Source organism: Streptomyces sp. CWNU-52B (genome assembly GCF_047444975.1).
GTDB lineage: Bacteria > Actinomycetota > Actinomycetes > Streptomycetales > Streptomycetaceae > Streptomyces.
In genome coordinates, this window is the sequence record NZ_JBLFJV010000002.1 from 260,447 (window position 1) to 278,310 (window position 17,864).

The 17,864-nt window shown below is 72.7% G+C and carries 14 protein-coding genes; 5 read left to right on the forward strand and 9 right to left on the reverse strand.

Features of this window, described 5'->3' with window-relative positions; genetic code table 11:
- Window positions 1–265: 265 nt before the first annotated feature.
- The 6 genes from ACLVWQ_RS02370 to ACLVWQ_RS02395 form a co-directional block, all read right to left on the reverse strand.
- Complete coding sequence (locus ACLVWQ_RS02370; protein WP_414106391.1) at window positions 266–3,217, reverse strand: glycoside hydrolase family 2 TIM barrel-domain containing protein; 2,952 nt, start codon at window positions 3,215–3,217, stop codon at window positions 266–268.
- Window positions 3,218–3,410: 193 nt separating this feature from the next.
- Window positions 3,411–4,649: a cytochrome P450 gene (locus ACLVWQ_RS02375; protein ID WP_414106392.1), complete on the reverse strand. Its 1,239-nt coding sequence runs from the start codon at window positions 4,647–4,649 to the stop codon at window positions 3,411–3,413.
- Window positions 4,650–4,773: 124 nt separating this feature from the next.
- Window positions 4,774–5,958, reverse strand: a complete 1,185-nt coding sequence (locus tag ACLVWQ_RS02380) for an NAD(P)/FAD-dependent oxidoreductase (protein ID WP_414106393.1) — start codon at window positions 5,956–5,958, stop codon at window positions 4,774–4,776.
- Window positions 5,955–6,155: a ferredoxin gene (locus tag ACLVWQ_RS02385; protein WP_414106394.1), complete on the reverse strand. Its 201-nt coding sequence runs from the start codon at window positions 6,153–6,155 to the stop codon at window positions 5,955–5,957. Before ACLVWQ_RS02385 ends, ACLVWQ_RS02380 begins: the two co-directional genes overlap by 4 nt.
- A gap of 77 nt (window positions 6,156–6,232) precedes the next feature.
- Entirely contained in the window at window positions 6,233–6,919 is a 687-nt protein-coding gene (locus ACLVWQ_RS02390) for a TetR/AcrR family transcriptional regulator (RefSeq protein WP_414106395.1), read from the reverse strand.
- Between the two features lie 94 nt (window positions 6,920–7,013).
- Window positions 7,014–8,255: a D-arabinono-1,4-lactone oxidase gene (locus ACLVWQ_RS02395; RefSeq protein WP_414106396.1), complete on the reverse strand. Its 1,242-nt coding sequence runs from the start codon at window positions 8,253–8,255 to the stop codon at window positions 7,014–7,016.
- Window positions 8,256–8,451: 196 nt separating this feature from the next.
- Between ACLVWQ_RS02395 and ACLVWQ_RS02400 the strand changes: the two genes are divergently transcribed.
- The 5 genes from ACLVWQ_RS02400 (at window position 8,452) to ACLVWQ_RS02420 (ending at window position 15,020) form a co-directional block, all read left to right on the forward strand.
- Window positions 8,452–9,786 (forward strand): radical SAM protein, encoded by a 1,335-nt coding sequence (locus ACLVWQ_RS02400; protein WP_414106397.1) that lies wholly within the window; start codon window positions 8,452–8,454, stop codon window positions 9,784–9,786.
- Between the two features lie 209 nt (window positions 9,787–9,995).
- Entirely contained in the window at window positions 9,996–11,510 is a 1,515-nt protein-coding gene (locus ACLVWQ_RS02405; RefSeq protein WP_414106398.1) for a cellulose binding domain-containing protein, read from the forward strand.
- Between the two features lie 327 nt (window positions 11,511–11,837).
- The gene (gene rsgA, locus ACLVWQ_RS02410) at window positions 11,838–12,947 is read left to right on the forward strand and encodes a ribosome small subunit-dependent GTPase A (protein WP_414106399.1); all 1,110 of its coding nucleotides are present in this window, start codon (window positions 11,838–11,840) and stop codon (window positions 12,945–12,947) included.
- Between the two features lie 145 nt (window positions 12,948–13,092).
- The gene (locus ACLVWQ_RS02415; protein ID WP_414106416.1) at window positions 13,093–14,499 is read left to right on the forward strand and encodes a bifunctional transcriptional activator/DNA repair enzyme AdaA; all 1,407 of its coding nucleotides are present in this window, start codon (window positions 13,093–13,095) and stop codon (window positions 14,497–14,499) included.
- Window positions 14,496–15,020 carry a methylated-DNA--[protein]-cysteine S-methyltransferase gene (locus ACLVWQ_RS02420; RefSeq protein WP_414106400.1) on the forward strand — a complete coding sequence of 175 codons (525 nt, stop codon included), beginning with the start codon at window positions 14,496–14,498 and terminating at the stop codon, window positions 15,018–15,020. The genes ACLVWQ_RS02415 and ACLVWQ_RS02420 overlap by 4 nt, the downstream gene beginning before the upstream one ends.
- Before the next feature lie 18 nt (window positions 15,021–15,038).
- On the opposite strand, the gene ACLVWQ_RS02425 is transcribed toward ACLVWQ_RS02420, so the two are convergent.
- From ACLVWQ_RS02425 to ACLVWQ_RS02435, 3 genes are read right to left on the reverse strand one after another with little or no spacing between them, the layout of a single operon-like run.
- Window positions 15,039–15,407, reverse strand: a complete 369-nt coding sequence (locus ACLVWQ_RS02425; protein WP_414106401.1) for a PPOX class F420-dependent oxidoreductase — start codon at window positions 15,405–15,407, stop codon at window positions 15,039–15,041.
- A gap of 39 nt (window positions 15,408–15,446) precedes the next feature.
- On the reverse strand, window positions 15,447–15,929 hold the full coding sequence (locus tag ACLVWQ_RS02430; RefSeq protein WP_414106402.1) for a DUF456 domain-containing protein: 483 nt from the start codon (window positions 15,927–15,929) through the stop codon (window positions 15,447–15,449).
- Window positions 15,930–15,965: 36 nt separating this feature from the next.
- Entirely contained in the window at window positions 15,966–16,973 is a 1,008-nt protein-coding gene (locus ACLVWQ_RS02435) for a winged helix-turn-helix transcriptional regulator (protein ID WP_414106403.1), read from the reverse strand.
- Window positions 16,974–17,864 lie beyond the last annotated feature (891 nt).

The following is a 17,864-nucleotide window of genomic DNA, read 5'->3' on the forward strand; positions in this document are numbered from 1 at the left end:
TCGTCATCCGTGCGGAGGAGAAGAGTCACCTGACGGGTGATGGCACGCCGATCGATGTTTCCGGGGCACTCGTGCGCCCCTTCGGGCGAGCGCACGCGCCCCGGCCCGGAGGGACGGACCGCGGGCCGCGCTCGGCGCCCCGGCCCGCAACTCCCTTGCTCCGCAACAGAAGCGAGGGGGATGTCAGACAGGACTGCCGCCGACCGGAGTCAACATCACTCCCGATCGACGGCAACCCGGGTCACGGTGCGCGTCCGCCGGACGATCAGCCGTCGACCTCCGCGAACACGAAGGAGAACTCGGCGGGCCGAACCAGGAGTTGGTACTGCGGCAACGCGCCGGGGCCGCAGGACTGCGACCCGATGCCCTGCTGACCGTGGTCGAGGTTGACCCACACCGTGTCGCCCGGTGTCAGGTCCGTCAGGTGGTCCGCCGCGTCCAGCTGCTCGCTCGTCCAGCGACGTGCCGTGAACCAGAACTCCGGCTCGCCCTCGACCCGCAGGGCGGGCAGACCGGGCCCCGCGCCGAGCTCCGCCCAGCGGACGTCCGCGCGGGCGCCGTTCTCCTGCGGGCGGACGTACGGCGTCTGCAGATCGTTCACCGTGGACTCCCAACGCCCCAGCATCGAGGCCGAGTCGGTGTCCGGGTACCCCTCGCCGGGGCCGCCGCCGTGCCACTTCACCCGGTTCACCCGGTCGGCGGCGGCGACCAGCCCGAGGCGGATGCCGAGCCGTGGCAGCGGTACTCTCCAGTCGCCCTCGGGTGCCACGGAGACGGTCAGCCTCAGCCGGGTCCCGTCGGACGTCCAGCGGTGGACCGTGCGCAGGCCCACGTCCGACGCGGCGGGCGCCACCCGGGCCCGTACCGTCAGCGCGTCCTCGCCCCACTCGACCGCGTCAAGCCGGTGCTGCATCCGGTGCAGGCCGAGCCTGCGCCACAGCGGGCCGTAGCGGATGTCCGGCTGCCAGGACGCGCCGTCGTCGTTGTCGGTCGGGGCCCGCCACACATCCAGCTTCGGGCCGACCACGTCGATCCCGCCCAGGGACGTCAGCTCACCGGTCCTGGCCGAGAAGACGGCGGGCCCGAGCGTGACACCTCCCCGCCCGTCCGGGACGGGCCGCCCACCGGCTACCACCCGCGCCGACGGGCGTTCCGTGAGCGGCAGTTGGGCCCATGCCACCAGGTGTCCCTTCGGCGCCCAGGGCGTGTCCTCGGCGAGCGCCGCCCGGACGGTCCACCTGGTCTCCGCGCCCCGCGGGTACGGGTCGGACGCGGGCTCCGGCAGCTTCACGTCGGCGAACTCGCCCGGCGCGAGCGCGGGCACGCTCAGGGGACCCGTCTCGACCGCCTCGCCGTCGACGTCGTACGACCAGGTGAAGGCCAGCGCGGAGAGGTCCGCGAAGTCGAACCTGTTGGTCACCCGGACCGTGCCGCCGGTGGGGCCGCCCCCGCCTGTGCCCTCGCCCTCGATGCGGACCGGCTCGACGACCTTCTTGTACTCCAGGAGGCCGGGCGAGGGCGTGCGGTCCGGGAAGAGGAGCCCGTCGCAGACGAAGTTCCCGTCGTGCAGCTCCTCGCCGAAGTCACCGCCGTACGCGAAGCCGTACCGCTCGTCCTTGACGCCGTGGTCGATCCACTCCCAGACGAAACCGCCCTGGATCCGCTCGTGCGCCTCGAAGATCCGCTGGTAGTCGGCGAGTCCACCGGGTCCGTTGCCCATGGCGTGCCCGTACTCGCACTGGATGAAGGGGAGCCGGCGCCGCCCGGCCGGGCCGCCGTCCAGGCCCCGGCCGATCCGCTCGACCTCGGCGTGGTCCGCGTACATCCGCGAGTACACGTCCGTGTCACGGCAGTTCCCGTCGCCCTCGTAGTGGATGAGCCGCGATCCGTCCCGGCCGCGGATCCACTCGGCCATGGCGGTCAGGCCGCGCCCGGTGCCCGCCTCGTTGCCCAGCGACCAGATGACGACCGAGGGGTGGTTCTTGTCGCGCTCGACCATGCGGGCCGCCCGGTCCAGGAGCGCCGGGGTCCAGCGGTCGTCGTCCACCGGGTTGTCGCGCCAGGCCTGCTCGGTGAAACCGTGGGTCTCCAGGTCGCACTCGTCGACGACCCACAGCCCGTACTCGTCGCACAGGTCCAGGAAGGCCGGGTGCGGCGGGTAGTGCGAGGTGCGCACCGCGTTGAGGTTGTGCCGCTTCATCAGCAGCACGTCCTCGCGCATGGTCTCCAGGTCCAGGGCGCGGCCGTGCTCGGGGTGCCACTCGTGCCGGTTGACGCCCCGGAAGAGCAGGGGCCGGCCGTTGACCTTGATCAGGCCGTCCTCCAGGGCGACCGTACGGAACCCGATGCGCAGCGGGATCCGCTCCCCGTCCGTGACCAGCGTGGCGTCGTACAGGTGGGGTGTCTCGGCGGTCCACGGCCGTACCGGCACGGTGATGGCCTGCCCGGTCTCGACGTCGATGTCCAGGCCGGGCACGACGATCCGGCCGTCGACGTCGGAGTCGACGCGCAGGGTCCCGGTGCCCTCACGGTGGTCGTAGGGGGAGTGCACGAAGAAGTCGAGCGCGCTGCCCGCCGGACGGTGGAGCAGGGTGACGTCACGGAAGATGCCGGGCAGCCACCACTGGTCCTGGTCCTCCAGGTACGAACCCGCCGACCACTGGTGGACCCGCACCGCGAGGACGTTCCCGGCGGGCTTCAACAGGTGCCCGACCGCGAACTCGTGGGGCAGCCGGGACCCCTTGAACTCGCCGAGGTCCGTGCCGTTCAGCCAGACCCGGGCACAGGACTCGACCCCGTCGAAGCGCAGCACGGCGCCCGCGCCCTGGGACGGGGGCCAGTCGTCCGGCAGGTCGAAGACCCGCAGATGGTCACCGGTCGGGTTCTCGGTGGGCACCCGGGGCGGGTCCACCGGGAAGGGATACCGGTGGTTGGTGTAGACGGGCGCACCGAAGTCCCCGTCGCCCTGGAGGACCCAGTGCCCGGGGACCGTCACCTTTGCCCAGTCCCCGGAGTCGTACCCCTCCTCGGCGAAGGAGTCGTCCTCGGCGTCCGCCGTCGCCGACAGCCGGAAGCGCCATCTGCCGTTCAGCGAGAGGGATGCGGCGTCGGAGGACGCGTACCAGGCGCGGGGCGGCAGCGCGCCGCTCCCGGGCGACACGTCCTCGATGTACTCGACGGGGTGGACGGGCACGGGCGGGGTGGTGCGGACAGACATCGTTCTCCTAGGTCAGCTCCTGATGCCGGTCTACCCGACCCGCACGGTCCACGACTCCTGATCCTGGCCTATGACCGGGGGCCGCAGGAAGGTGTCACGGCCGCTGACGAAGGTGAGGGCGACGGTGGTGACGGCCACAGGTCCCCGCGAGCGACCGCCCGCGGGGACCTGAGTTCGTGGGGTGCGTCCGTCGTCACCAGGTGACGGGCAGCGCGTGGAGGCCGTAGATGACGGCGTCGTACTTGAAGGGGACGGCGTCGACGGCGTCGACCGTGCGGAGGGTGGGGATGCGGCGGAACAGGGTGGGGTAGATGACCTGGAGCTCCATCCGGGCCAGCGGCTGGCCGACACAGTGGTGGGTGCCGGAGCCGAACGCCTGGTGGTGGCGGGCGTCGCGGGTGATGTCGAGGCGGTCGGGCTCGGTGAAGACCGACGGGTCGCGGTTGGCGAGTTCGCTGAGGAGGATGACGCCGTCACCGGCGCGGATGGTGTGACCGGCGATCTCGATGTCCTCCAGGGCGGTCCGGCGGCGGCCGAGGTGGACGATGGAGAGGAAGCGCAGGAGTTCCTCGACGGCGTCGCGGACGACGGCGGGGTCGTCCGTGTCGCGGATCAGGGCGAGCTGCTCGGGGTGCTGCAGGAGCAGCAGCGTGCCCAGGCTGATCATGTTCGCGGTCGTCTCGTGTCCGCCCAGGAGCAGCAGCACGCCCATCGCGGTGGCCTCGCGGCGGGTCAGCTCGCCGTTCTTGATCTGCGCGCCGAGGCTGGAGAGGAGGTCGTCGCCCGGCTCGGTCAGTTTGCGGCCGACCAGGTCGTCGAGGTACGTGGCGAGGTTGGTGTGGGCCGCCTGGCGTTCCTGGGGGGTGGCGACGGTGGAGACGATGGTCTTGCTGTTGGTCTGGAAGAACTCGTGGTCCTCGTAGGGGACTCCGAGCATGTCGGATATGACGAGCGAGGGAATCGGCAGGGCGAGGGCCTGGACGAGGTCGGCGGGGTCGGGGCCCGCCAGCATCGCGTCGATGAAGTCGTCGGCCATCTTCTGCACCCGGGGCCGCATCGCCTCGACGCGTTTGATGGTGAAGACGCCGCTGACCATGCGGCGCAGCCGGGCGTGCTCGGGGTCGTCCATGGCGACGAAACTCATGTCGGTGCTGCCGGCGTGGGCGTGCGCCGGGTCCACGGGGCTTGGGAAGCCGGGGTGGGTGAACTGGGCGCTCAGCCGCGCGTCGGCGAGCAGCGTCTTCTGCTCGGCATGCCCGGTCACGGCCCAGGGGGTGCTCTCGCCCCAGGAGCGGACCCGGGTGAGCGGCCCGTACCCGGACAGCGCCCGCATCTCGGGCGAGGGGGCGAAGGGGCACTGCGCGGAGCGCGGCGCGGGGAAGTCGGGGAGGTCGAGGGTGCTCGCCTCGGGGGTGGTGGGGGTGCTGGTCATGGTGTCCTCCGGTGGGGGGCCGCCTCCGTCGTACGAAGGGGTCGTACGAAGGGGTGGGAGGCGTGCCGGACGGTTGGCGGTGCCTCGGTCGGCGCGGGACGGCGCTGGGCCGGCCCGGCAGGACCTAGGGGGTCTCGGGGGCGTACCGGCCGAGGAGGTGCTGACGGTGCCGGCCGGTCTGCTTGGGCATGTTCCAGCCCAGGACGGCGACCGGGCGGCCCTCGTCGTCGAGGTACCGCGCGACGAACCGGCCCTGTTCCGGGTCGCCTTCGACGATGTGCACGGTGGCGGTGGGCGCGGGCAGCCCGTACACCTGGATCTTGACGCCGAGCTGGTCGGTCCAGAAGTAGGGGACGGGACGGTAGGGGCGGTCCTCGCCCAGGAGGTTCGTCGCGACGAGCATGGCCTGCTCGGTGGCGTTCGTGCGGTTCTCCAGCCGCAGCGACCGGCCCAGGCCCTCGTGGTGGAAGCGGGCCATGTCCCCGGCGGCGTAGACACCGTCGGCGGCGCGGCAGCGGGAGTCGCACACCACACCGTCCGCCAGGAGCAGCCCGCTGTCGGCCAGCCAGGCGGTGGCGGGGGTGGAGCCGACCGCCGAGACGACGAGGTCGGCGGGGAGGGTGTCGCCGCCGGCCGTGCGGACGCCGGTGACGTGTCCGTCGGCCGTCTCCAGCCCGTCCACCAGGGTGTCAGGGCGCAGCCGCACCCCGTGCCCGGTGTGCAGGGCGGCGAGCCGCTGGGCGATGTCATGGCCCAACTGCGCCTGCATGGGCGCCGCCTGGGGCCCGGTGAGGGTGACGTCGGCACCCATGAGGCGGGCGGTGGCGGCGATCTCGGCACCGAGCACCCCGTCGCCGACGACCACGACCCGTTCGGCCTCCAGCAGTTCCTCGCGCAGCCGGGCGGCGTCGCCGAGGGTCCGCAGCACATGCACGCCCGCCGTACCCGACAGGGCGGGCAGTCTGCGCGCGTGCAGTCCGGTGGTCAGCACGACGGCCTCCGCCCGCAGCCGCGTTCCGCTCGCGGTGCGCACGGTCCGCGTGGCGGTGTCGAGGGCCAGCGCGCGCTCGTCGAGGACGAACTCGGCGTCCAGGGCGTCCAGTACGTCACGGGTGCGCAGGTGGGTGCGCTCGGCCTGCCAGGTGCCGGCCAGCACCTGCTTGGACAGGGGCGGCCGGTCGTAGGGTGCGCCGGTCTCCTCGCCGAGCAGCGTGATCCGCTCGCGGTAGCCCTTGCGGCGCAGGTTCTCCACGACGCCGAGACCCGCGGCACCCGCTCCGACGACGAGCACGCTGGACGGCGCGCTCACACGTCCTCATGGAGGTGGATGGCCGCGCCGGGGCAGATGGCGGCGGACTCGCGGACCACCTCGTGCCGGTCGGCGGCGGGGGTGGCGTCGAGCAGCACGACGATGCCGTCCTCGTCACGCTGGTCGAACACCTCCGGCGCGATCAGTACGCACTGTCCCGCGCCGCAGCACTTGTCCTCGTCCACGGTGATCTTCATGTTCTCCCTTGTCGGTCGGGACTGATTCGGTTCGGTCGGTTCGGTCGGTTCGGGTGGGTCGGTTCTCGGTGGTCGGCTCAGCGGTGGGCGGTGGCCGCGGCGAGCAGTCCCACCAGCGCGTCCTCCAGCGTGTCGGCCGTGCGCGCCCAGGCCGCGGCGGGCTCGGCCGCGGCCAGGGCCGTACCGGTGCTCGCGGCGGTGGCGGCGGCCTCGGCCAGGGCGCGTTCCCGCTCCGCGAAGGTGTGGGTGATCAGGTGGCGGGCCATCTCGGCCCGGGTGGGACGGACCTCGGGAGGCACGACGTCGTACAGGCACCGGCCGAGGCCCTGGAGAGTGCGGCGCAGGCTGTCGCGGGTGAGGGACTCGTCCTCCACCACGGTCCGCATCAGCGGGTCGGTCATCACCTGCACCGCGAACCGGGCATGCCAGGAGGGGACGCCGAGGGAGGCGAGGTGGTCGGCCCCGGGCCGCAGCAGGCAGCCCACCCAGTCCCGCAGGTCGGTGCTGTCGCCGGCCGCCTCCACGTAGCGCGTGCGGATCGCGTCGACGCGCGTGCTGTGTCTGTTCATGATGGCCCGCACGAGCGTGGCCTTGCTGCCGAAGTGGTAGCTGACGGCGGTGGTGTTGCCCTGGCCAGCCGCCTCGCCGATCTGCCGGTTGGAGACGCTCGACAGCCCGTGCTCGGCGTAGAGGTGCTCGGCCGCCGTCAGGATGGCCTCACGGGTGTCGGCGCCTCGGCCGGTGCGGGGCTGGGTGCTGTTCACACGAGCACTAGACACCGCCCTTCCCGCTTAAGTCAATCGACTGACTTAATCGCGAGGCGACTGGCCGGAAACGTATGTGGGGCGGCCCCTTGCCTCAGCCGAGCACGTCGCTCACGAACGCGTTGCGGAACGTCCCCGTCGGGTCGAGCGACTCCGCCAGAGCCCTGAAGTCACCCATCCGCGGATAGAGCTCGCGCAGCGCCGGCGCCGCGACCGCGAACACCTTCCCCCAGTGCGGCCGCGCGGCGAACGGCGCGAGCGCCTCCTCCATCCGCCGCACCACGGGCAGCACCGCCGCCGTGTCCTCGACCCAGGTGAAGTGGAACGCCACCGTGTCCCGCCCGTACGCCGGGCTCAGCCACTGGCTGTCGGCGGCGACCGTGCGCACCTCGCAGATCTGCAGCACCGGCGCGACCGTCTCGCGGATCGCGTCGAGGGCGTGCAGCGCGTCGACGGCGTGCGAGCGCGGGAGCAGGTACTCCGACTGGAGCTCGGAGCCGCTGCTCGGGGTGAACTCGGGCCGGAAGTGCGGCAGTCGCTCGTGCCAGGGCCCCGGCACCCCGAACTGCTGGGTGCAGTTGACGGCGGGCATCCCCGGCACCGGGTGCATCGCCTCGGCGGACGGCTCGGCCCACGGAAAGCCGTCCCACGGCACGTCGGTACGCCGCTTCACCCACGCCTGCACGAACCCGGACCGCCGCCAGTCGGTGAACAGGCTCACGCTGTACGCCGAGGCCGACACCGTCTCGAAGTCCAGCCCGGCGAGCGGGAACTCGCGGAACACGTGCTGGGCGACCTCGAAGTCCGGCACCAGGTCCAGGGTGAGCGCGGTGACGACACCGAGCGCGCCCAGCGAGGTCACGGCCCCGTCGAAGCGGGCGTCGTCGCGGCCGACGGCCAGGTCCGACCCGTCGGCGAGGACCAGTTCGACCTCCCGTACGGGCGACGCCAGCGAGCCGTTCGTGTTCCCCGAACCGTGCGTGCCGGTCGCCACCGAACCCGCCACCGAGATGTGCGGCAAGGAGGCCATGTTGGGCAGCGCGAACCCGTGCTCGTGCACCGCCCGCGCCAGCTCCGCGTACCGCACCCCGCCCGCCACCCGGACCGTACGGGCCTCCGTGTCCACCTCGACGGACGGCGGCAGGCCGGTCAGTGAGAGCAGCACGCCCCCGCTGCCCGGCTCGGCGATCAGGTTGAACGAGTGCCCGCTGCCGAGCACCCGCACCCGGCCGCTGCGCGCGACGAGCGAGCGGAGCGCGTCGAGCGAGCGCGGTCGCTGCAGCTCCTCGGCGGAGTACGTGATGTTCCCCGCCCAGTTCGTCAGGGCCTCAGCCATCCGTCGTCCTTCCCGCTGCCACCAGGTGTCCGTGACCGGGAACACGGCCACTGCTGGAACCTACCTCGCCAGGTCCGGCGGCGGAGTGCCGCCGGGGACCCGCCGGCTCCCTCGGGAGGGGACCCGCCACGGACCGGCCACAGGGGTGGCATACCGTGAGGAGTCGAGCACAGCCGCCGGGAGCGAGGAGGACGGGATGGGCAGCCGAACCGCGCTGGTCGAGGACCTGATGGAAAGGTTCCCGCACGTACCGCGAGAGGCCGTCTTCAAGGAGGACCTCCTCCGTGGAGGGGTGGCCTTCGACGACACGGCACTCAGCGACAACGAGAAGGGTGACGTCAAGCCGAAGTCCTACTTCATCTTCTCCTTCGACCACGGCACCCTGCCCGAGCTCGGCGAGGCCGCGCTGCGCAGGCCGCCCGAGGAGATCATCCTCACCGGCGGCCCGTACGACCTGCGGCGCACCGTCGTGTCCGTACGCGTCAATCCGTCCTCGCCGTACCGGGTCGCCGCCGGTGAGGACGGCCTGCTGGGGCTGTACCTCGACGGGAAGCGGATCTCGGACGTCGGGGTGCCGCCGATGCCGGAGTACTACCGGCACAAGCTCTCCAACGGGAAGTCCGTCATGGAGGTGGCCCCGACCATCCAGTGGGGCTATCTCGTCTACCTCACGGTCTTCCGCGTCTGCCAGTACTTCGGCGCCAAGGAGGAGTGCCAGTACTGCGACATCAACCACAACTGGCGCCAGCAGAAGGCGGCGGGCCGCCCGTACACCGGTGTGAAGGACGTCGACGAGGTCCTCGAAGCGCTGGAGATCATCAACAAGTACGACACCGCGAAGGTGTCCACCGCCTACACGCTGACCGGCGGCGCGATCACCACCAAGCTCCAGGGCCGCGACGAGGCCGACTTCTACGGCATGTACGCCAAGGCCATCGAGGAGCACTTCCCGGGACGGTGGATCGGGAAGGTCGTGGCACAGGCGCTGCCCCGCGACGACGTGCAGCGCTTCAAGGACTACGGCGTGCAGATCTACCACCCCAACTACGAGGTGTGGGACCGCAGGCTCTTCGAGCTGTACTGCCCCGGCAAGGAGCGCTACGTAGGCCGCGCCGAGTGGCACAAGCGCATCCTCGACTCCGCGGAGGTCTTCGGCGCGCGCAATGTCATCCCGAACTTCGTCGCGGGGGTGGAGATGGCCGAGCCCTTCGGGTTCACGACGGTCGACGAGGCGATCGCGTCCACGACGGAGGGGCTGCGGTTCTTCATGTCGCAGGGCATCACGCCCCGCTTCACCACCTGGTGCCCGGAGCCGACGACCCCGCTGGGCAAGGCCAACCCGCACGGCGCGCCGCTGGAGTACCACATCCGGCTGCTCGAGGCCTATCGGTCGACGATGGAGGACTTCGGGCTGTCCTCGCCGCCCGGGTACGGCCCGCCCGGACCGGGGAACGCGGTGTTCTCGGTCAGTTCGTTCATGGACAGCCTCCCGGCGGACGAGCCGATCCCGGACGAGGTGCCGGTGGGCTGAGGGAGCGCTGGGGGGATGCTGGGGGGACGTACGTCTGAGGCCACTGGGGCCGGTGGGGCGCTCGGCCGACGGTAACCGGATTCGGCGGTGCCGCTTGTCAGTTGTGCAGGAACCGTGAAAAACTCGGCCCTTCGCGAGACGTCCCCCTCAACTACCGTATTAAACGGGTGAGTTGACCCCCCTTGTGGATGCAGGTGAAGCCCCCACCCATGCCAGACCTGCCGACCCCTCAGGACGCCGCCGAGGCAACACTGTTCTCGGAGTGCTGGGACGCGGTTCTTTCCTATGCCGATCTCTGCACCGGCGGCTCCGCCGACGCACGACCGCTGGCCGCCGAGGCCTTCTCCCGTGGCATCCGCGAAGCGCGTGCCGCGGAGGCCGCCGAGACTCGCGGCCGCGGTTTCGGGCGCCGGGCGCGTTCGCCCCTGCTGCCCCGAATACCGCTCCTCCTGACCGCCGTACGTCAGACGACCGCCGCCTGGGAAGCCCAGGGCCAGGGCGATCGCCTCGACCCCGACCTCCGGCTGTGGCTCAACTCCGAGAAGGCCGAACGCTTCTCGGGGCCGCCCCTCAGCCGGCCGCTGGCCCTGCGCGGGCTGCGGGACATGCAGGAACCCGACGCCGCGCTGCTCTGGCTGGCCGAGGTCGAGGCCATCCCGACGGCCGCGGTGGCCCGCCGGCTCGGCCTCGATCCGGCCGGTGTCGTCGACGAACTCCAGCAGGTGCGCGGAGTGTTCCGTGACCGCTGTCATCGCAATCACCTCGACACCCCGCTCTCCGAGGAGTGCCGCAGCTATGCGCGGCTGCTCGACGCGGTCACGCGGTCACCCGCCGCCGACGTGCCCGACGACCTGTCGCAGCACCTGGCGCGCTGTGTCCAGTGCGCGGAGGCCGCCGCCTGTCTGAAGCACTCCGGCGGCGGACTGCCCGCCGCGCTCGCGGGCGGGGTGATCGGCTGGGGCGGGCTCGCCTACCTGGAACGGCGGCGCAGAGCCGTCGAGTCCGGGCTCAGCCGCAGCGCCGCCGACGACGCGGACGGACCGGCCCTCTGGTCGAAGGAGAGCGGCGACAGGGCCCGGATCGGGCGCGCCGGGCTGCTGGCCGTGGCCGCCGGGGTCTCGCTCCTCGCACTCGTCGTCACGCTGGTGCCGTTCGGCTCGGACGGCGACTCCGGCGTCGCGGCGGAGTCGGCGGGGCGGCAGCCCGTGGGGGAGCAGGTGCCCTCGTTCGACGGCCTGCCGTCGGGATCCGGGTCCGGTTCGGTGGGCGAGTCGATCTCGTCCACCTCGTCCCCGGAGACACCGAAGTCCGGTGAGAGCACGGATCCCGGCTCGGAGAAGGAGGCCCAGGGCAACTCCTCGTCCTCCGCCGAGCAGAGCGGCGCCGACCCCAACCCCAGCGAGCCCGCCGTCTGCCACGCCCGGTACGAGGTGAGCAACGAGTGGCCGGACGGCTTCCAGGCCACCGTCACCGTCAGGTCCGACTACGCCCTCGACACCTGGCGCGTCGGCTGGACCTTCCTCGACGGGCAGAAGGTGACCCAGATGTGGGACGGCAGCTTCGACCAGGACGGCTCGCACGTGACGGCGACCGCGGCCGACTACAACAGGACCGTCGAAGCGGGCGGCTCGCTCGACGTGGGCTTCCTCGCCTCGTGGCGCGAGGAGAACTCCACCCCGGTCGACTTCACCCTGAACGGCCGGACCTGCACGCACTCGGGCTGAGGCGCAAGAGACCGACCTGACCTGACCTGCGCCGGGTCGGGCCGGTCGGGGCGTGAAAAACCGGTTGGCCCGGCCGGAGGGTCCGGCTAGGGTCGAGTCGGTCGAGCGGTGATCGAGCGGCGGGAGCACTCCGCCGCCGATGCCGTGCCGAAGCGGTACCGGCGACGTACCGACGTGATCAAGGAGGTGTGAACGATGGCTGTGACGGCGATGGGCGCTGCCCGCATCCGGAAGTTCATCGAATCCACCTCTGTGGTCGCCGGCTGACAACCTTCTTCTCCGCGCCCGAGTGCGCGTGGCCGGGGCCACCCTTCGAAGGGTCACCCCTTGTCTTCCTCCTCCGCTTTCCCCACTCCGGCTCATCCGCTCGCGCCCTACGGCTGGGACGACGCGTGGGCCGCTGAATTCGCCCCCCACCTGGAGCGCGGGCTCGTGCCCGGACGGGTCGTGCGCGTCGACCGCGGACAGTGCGATGTCGTCACCTCCGACGGGCTCGTGCGGGTCGACACCGAGTTCGTCACCCCGCACGACCCGCTCCGGGTCATCTGCACCGGCGACTGGGCCGTCGTCGACGCAGGCGGGGACCCCCGCTATGTCCGGTCCTACCTGCCGCGCCGTACCGCCTTCGTGCGGTCGACCTCGTCCAAGAGGTCGGAAGGGCAGATCCTCGCCGCCAACGTGGACTTCGCGATCATCGCGGTGTCCCTGGCGGTGGAGCTCGACCTCGGGCGGATCGAACGGTTCCTGGCCCTGGCCTGGGAGTCCGGGGCCCAGCCGCTGGTCGTGCTGACCAAGGCCGACCTCGTACCGGACCCGGTGGGTCTGGCGTATCTCGTGCAGGACGTGGAGACCGCGGCGCCCGGCGTACAGGTGCTGCCGGTCAGCTCCACCGACGGGGACGGTCTCGACGTGCTCGGGGCCGTCGTGTCCGGCGGCACGTCCGTGCTGCTCGGGCAGTCGGGAGCGGGCAAGTCGACGCTCGCGAACGCGCTGCTCGGGGACGACGTGCTGGCCGTCCAGGCGGCCCGCGACGTCGACGGCAAGGGCCGGCACACGACGACGACCCGGAACCTGCTCGTCCTTCCGGGCGGCGGCGTGCTGATCGACACCCCCGGCCTGCGCGGCGTCGGCCTCTTCGACGCCGGCAGCGGCGTCGGGCAGGTGTTCGCCGAGATCGAGGAACTCGCCCAGGGCTGCCGGTTCCAGGACTGCGCGCACGTCGCCGAACCGGGGTGCGCGGTGCTGGCCGCGCTGGACTCCGGCGTGCTCCCCGAACGGCGGCTGGAGAGCTACCGCAAGCTCCTGCGCGAGAACCAGCGGATCGTGGCCAAGACCGACGTACGCGTCCGCAACGAACTGCGGCGGGAGTGGAAGCGCCGGGGCGCCGAGGGACGGGCCGCGATGGAGGCCAAGCGCGGGAAGCGGGCCTGGCAGTGAGGCTCCGCCGGGGGTGGGCGGGACCGGCCGGTCCCGCCCACCCCCGGCGGGAGGCGGCGCCCACGCGGCAGCGAAGAGGGGCTGGCAACGCCCCGTCCGAAATCCGCCAGCCCGCGGGCGGGCGGCGGCGCAGACTGAAGGGGTGATCGACGAAGAGACCGGATACGGAGCCGTACGCAGCCGGGACGCCCGGTTCGACGGGGCGTTCTTCTTCGCTGTGCGGACCACGGGGATCTACTGCCGGCCGAGCTGCCCCGCGGTGACCCCCAGACGGGAGAACGTGCGGTACTACGCCACCGCGGCGGCCGCGCAGGGATCGGGGTTCCGCGCCTGCCGCAGATGCCGCCCCGACGCCGCGCCGGGGTCCGCCGAGTGGAACGTACGCGCCGACGTCGTGGGCCGCGCGATGCGGATGATCGGCGACGGCGTCGTCGACCGCGAGGGCGTCGCCGGGCTCGCCGTCCGGCTCGGCTACAGCGCCCGCCAGGTGCAGCGGCAGCTCACCGCCGAACTGGGCGCGGGCCCGGTGGCCCTCGCACGGGCCCAGCGGGCCCACACCGCACGGGTGCTGCTGCAGACCACACGACTGCCGGTCACCGAGATCGCGTTCGCGGCCGGATTCGCGAGCGTCCGGCAGTTCAACGACACGATCCGGACCGTGTACGCGTCCACCCCGACCGGACTGCGCGCCGCCGCGCACCGCGGTGGTCCCCGCCCCACCGCCTCGCCCGCCGCGGGAATCCCGCTGCGGCTGGCCCACCGCGGCCCGTACCAGGCCGCCGCCGTCTTCGACCTGCTGAGCGCCGAGGCGGTCCCGGGCATCGAGGAGATGACGGGCGACCGCGGCTCCCGCACCTACCGCCGGACCCTGCGGCTGCCGTACGGAACGGGGATCGTCGGCGTCGGGGAGCGGCCGGCGGACGCGTCCGCCCATCGCGGCGGCTGGCTCGACGCGCTGCTCCACCTCACCGACCTGCGGGACCTCACCACCGCCGTACAGCGGCTGCGCCGCCTCCTCGACCTCGACGCCGACCCGTATGCGGTGGACGAACGGCTGGGCGCGGACCCGCGGCTGGCTCCGCTGGTGGCGGCCAGGCCCGGTCTGCGGTCGCCCGGGGCCGCCGACCCGGAAGAGCTGGCCGTCCGCGCGCTCGTCGGACGGCACGAGGCCGGGCGGCTCGTGCGGGCGTACGGGAAACGGCTGGACCCGCCCTCCGGGACGCTCACGCACGTCTTCCCCGAGCCGGCCGCTCTCGCGGACTCCGGCGGCACACCGGGCGCCCCCGTCGACGCCGCCACCGTCGCCCTCGCCGGCGCCCTCGCGGACGGCGCTCTGCGGCTCGACCCGGGAGCCGACCGGGAGGCGGCGCGGGCCGCACTGCTCGCGCTCCCCGGCCTGGACGCACACGTCGTGGCCGTCATCCGCACCCGAGCGCTCGGCGACCCCGATGTGGGCCCGCCCGGCGCGCCCGTCCCCGACACCTGGCGTCCGTGGCGTTCCTACGCCGTGCGACACCTCGAAACGACCCAGCCGGAAGGCGAGAACACATGACCACGTACTACACCTCCTTCGACAGCCCCGTAGGTGAACTCCTGCTCACCGCCGACGAGTCCGGGGTGCTGACCTCCCTGTCCGTGCCCGGCCAGAAGGGCGGCCGCACGGTCGGCCCCGACTGGCGGCGGGCACCGGACCTCTTCGAGGAGGCGGAGCGGCAGCTCGCCGCCTACTTCGCCCATGAACTCAAGGAGTTCCACTTGGAACTGCGGCCGAGCGGCACCGAGTTCCGGGAGAAGGTGTGGGACGCCCTCGACGCCGTCCCGTACGGCACCACCACCACGTACGGCGAGATCGCCGCGCGGATCGGCGCCTCGCGCATCGCCGTGCGGGCCGTGGGCGGAGCGATCGGCGCCAATCCGCTGCTGATCGTCCGCCCGTGCCATCGCGTGATCGGCGCCGACGGGTCCCTCACCGGATACGCGGGCGGACTGGAACGCAAGGTCCAGCTCCTCACCCTTGAGGGCCGAGCCCTCGAAGGCCGACCCCTCGAAGGCCGAACTCGCGCAGGCCGGTGAGGGAGCCGCCTCGCCGGCCTACTCCTCCAGGCCCCAGCTGTGGATCCGCCGGGGATGGACGCGGATCAGCTCCTCACTGAAGTGCGGGCCCAACTCGTGCGGACCGGTGAGGAGTTCGGCGTCCCCTCGGATGTCCACGCCGCGCACCTGCCAGGGCTGGACGCTGACGATGTCGTCGATCACGAGGGCGACCTTCGGGTTCTTCTGGAGGTTGCGCCACTTCTTGGTGGTTCCCATGGCGTAGCCGCCGATGAGGATCGTCCCGTCGTCCTGCGGGTAGAAGCCGACGGGGTTCGCCTGCGGCTGGCCGTGCTGGTCGACGGTGGCGAGGCGGCCGAGCCGCTGGGACTTGAGGTACGCCCGTTCGGCTTCACTGAATGCGGTCATGCCGGCAGCCAAACACGGATCTCCGTCCCGCCGCACCGGTCAGCCCCAGATCACGGCTCCCAGCCACGCTCCCGCGACCAGCAGGCAGGCGAACAGCTCCACCAGGACGCTCGTCCCGCCCCGGCGCAGCACCGTGCGTACCGAGATCACCGCCTCCCGGTGCCCGCCGAGCCGCAGCCGCTCGGTGAGGTAGGCGCCGCCGAGGAAGCCGGGGATCGCGCCGAGCACCGGCACGAGGAAGAAGCCGAGCAGCGCGCCGACGCCCGCGTACACCGCCATGCGGGAGGTGACGCCGCTCGCCCGCAGTCTGCGGGGCGGCAGCCGCCAGCGGATCACCCGGGCGACGAGGAGGGTGGCGGTCGCGCCTACCAGCACACCCCAGGTGAGGGCCCGTGGGTCCTCGAACGCCCACCACAGGACCGCGGCCCACACGAGCCACGACCCCGGCGTGCCGGGCACGAGGACTCCGCTCAGGCCGAGCAGCAGCACCACGCCGACCAGGAGGAGTTCCCACGCTTGCATCTGCCCAGCGTGCCCGAGGACGGGGGAGACCGCAGGTCAGTCCTGCGGGCCCCGGGCCACCCAGCCCTTCTCGTACGTGTGCCAGCCGAGCTGGAGCCGGGTCGTCACGCCCGTCAGCTCCATCAGCCGCTTCACCCTGCGCTGTACGGTCCGCAGTCCCAGGTCGAGCTGTTTGGCCACGCTCGCGTCGGTCAGCCCGGCCAGGAGCAGGGAGAGGATCTCCAGGTCGGTGCCGTCCGGCCCGTCCGGTTCCTCCTCGACGACCGTTCCGGGCGCGCCGAGGCGCAGCGGCAGGGCGCTCCGCCACACCGACTCGAACAGCCCCGACAGCGATTCGAGCAGACCGCTCGCGTGCACGACGAGCGCGGCGGGCTCCAGGGTCCGCGAGGTCAGCGGCACCATGGCGAGGGAGCGGTCGGCGATCACCAGCTTCGTCGGCACCGTGTCCACGACCCGGACCCGCTCGTCGCGGCCGAGCGCCGCGGACAGTTCGGCTATGCCGCCCGGCAGGTGCAGGACCGAGCGTTCGACGACCACGCGGTAACGGACACCGCGGCCCGCGGCCTGCTCCTCCGCGTCGTTGTCCGTGCCGGAGACGACGACGGGGTTGCCGGTGACCAGGGCACACACCTCGTTGCTCGCCCCGAGCTGGAGCTGCAGAAACCGCTGGGCGACGGCGGCGGCGCCGGTCACCACCTCGACGAGATCGTGCGCGGCGGGTTCGGTGGCCTGCGCGCGGTACTCCTCGGCGAGGAGCACGGCCGTCAGCTCCGCCTGGTCCAGCTCGTGGCGCCGCTGGGTCAGGAGCGCGCCGAGGGCGACACCGGGCGGCGCGGCGACCCAGCGGCCGGGCCGGGCCGACGACTGGGCGGCGAGCCCGTGCCGCTCCAGGCCGCGCAGCGCGCGCTCGGTGTCGTGCTCGCCGAGCGTGAGCCGCCGCGCGAGATCGGGCACGTCGACGGCGCCCACGGACACCAGTGCCCGGTACGCCGACTCGTGCGTGTCGTCCAGCCCGAGTGCGGCCAGACCTGTCGCTCCCCGCATGCGGCGACGCCCCTCCCCGAAGACCGGCCGTGGCGGAAAACGGCCACGGCGTAAAACCGCCTCGGCACATCATCGCCGTACGGTCCGGCTCTCTGCCAAGGTGGCGCCGGGACGTGCGTCACAGCTGGGCCTCAGGCAGGCACGTCACACTTGGGGAGGGACGGGCCCGGACGCGTGGACCGGGCCGGTCACACCGACGCCGTCGGGCGGTTCTCCCGTGGGGGGTGGGACCGTCCGGCGGTCCCTCCCGTCCCGCCTTCCTGCCGGTTTTTACCGATCCACCGTTTTCATCCGGCCCACGCGGTGGACAATTACGGGCATGAGCCAGCAGGGGGAGACGCCGACCAATCAGCAGGACGACTGGTGGGGGCAGCTGTACGACGAGTCCACCGGGGACACGGGCCCCGCGCCCGCACCGGACTCCCTGGACGACCGCTACGCCTCAGCGGCAGACACCCTGGGCACCCCACCCCACCAATCCCGCAGAGAACCCCAATCCCACCCCCCGCCCGACGGGCCTGACGGCCAGCCTGGCCAGGGGCGCGGGGAACGGCGCGCCCAGCCCCCACGCCCGGCACGGGACCTGGGACGGTCCGGAGCGCCCCCCGAGGAGGGTGCACTGTCCGAAGGGCCCGAGGGTCAGCCTGGCCAGGGGCGCGGGGAACTGCGCGCCCAGCCCCCACGCCCCGCACCCGACCCCCACCCCGCCGGCGGCACACCCACCGAGGCCGGGGCCCCAGCGGAGACCACACCCCCACCCTGGTGGCCCCCGAGCGGCCCAGGCGCGCCGCCCCCTCCGAGGGACGCGCCCGAACCCCCCGCCGCCGGCACCGGCTGGGCGGCCCACGGCCCCTGGACCCCCGACCCCCCCGACCCCCGCGAACCCGCCGG

Coding starts and splice junctions, on each gene's coding strand:
- ACLVWQ_RS02370 (WP_414106391.1), bottom strand. CDS start 3,217: ATGTCTGTCCGCACCACCCCGCCCGTGCCCGTCCACCCCGTCGAGTAC.
- ACLVWQ_RS02375 (WP_414106392.1), bottom strand. CDS start 4,649: ATGACCAGCACCCCCACCACCCCCGAGGCGAGCACCCTCGACCTCCCC.
- ACLVWQ_RS02385 (WP_414106394.1), bottom strand. CDS start 6,155: ATGAAGATCACCGTGGACGAGGACAAGTGCTGCGGCGCGGGACAGTGC.
- ACLVWQ_RS02395 (WP_414106396.1), bottom strand. CDS start 8,255: ATGGCTGAGGCCCTGACGAACTGGGCGGGGAACATCACGTACTCCGCC.
- ACLVWQ_RS02400 (WP_414106397.1), top strand. CDS start 8,452: ATGGGCAGCCGAACCGCGCTGGTCGAGGACCTGATGGAAAGGTTCCCG.
- ACLVWQ_RS02405 (WP_414106398.1), top strand. CDS start 9,996: ATGCCAGACCTGCCGACCCCTCAGGACGCCGCCGAGGCAACACTGTTC.
- ACLVWQ_RS02420 (WP_414106400.1), top strand. CDS start 14,496: ATGACCACGTACTACACCTCCTTCGACAGCCCCGTAGGTGAACTCCTG.
- ACLVWQ_RS02425 (WP_414106401.1), bottom strand. CDS start 15,407: ATGACCGCATTCAGTGAAGCCGAACGGGCGTACCTCAAGTCCCAGCGG.
- ACLVWQ_RS02430 (WP_414106402.1), bottom strand. CDS start 15,929: ATGCAAGCGTGGGAACTCCTCCTGGTCGGCGTGGTGCTGCTGCTCGGC.
- ACLVWQ_RS02435 (WP_414106403.1), bottom strand. CDS start 16,973: ATGCGGGGAGCGACAGGTCTGGCCGCACTCGGGCTGGACGACACGCAC.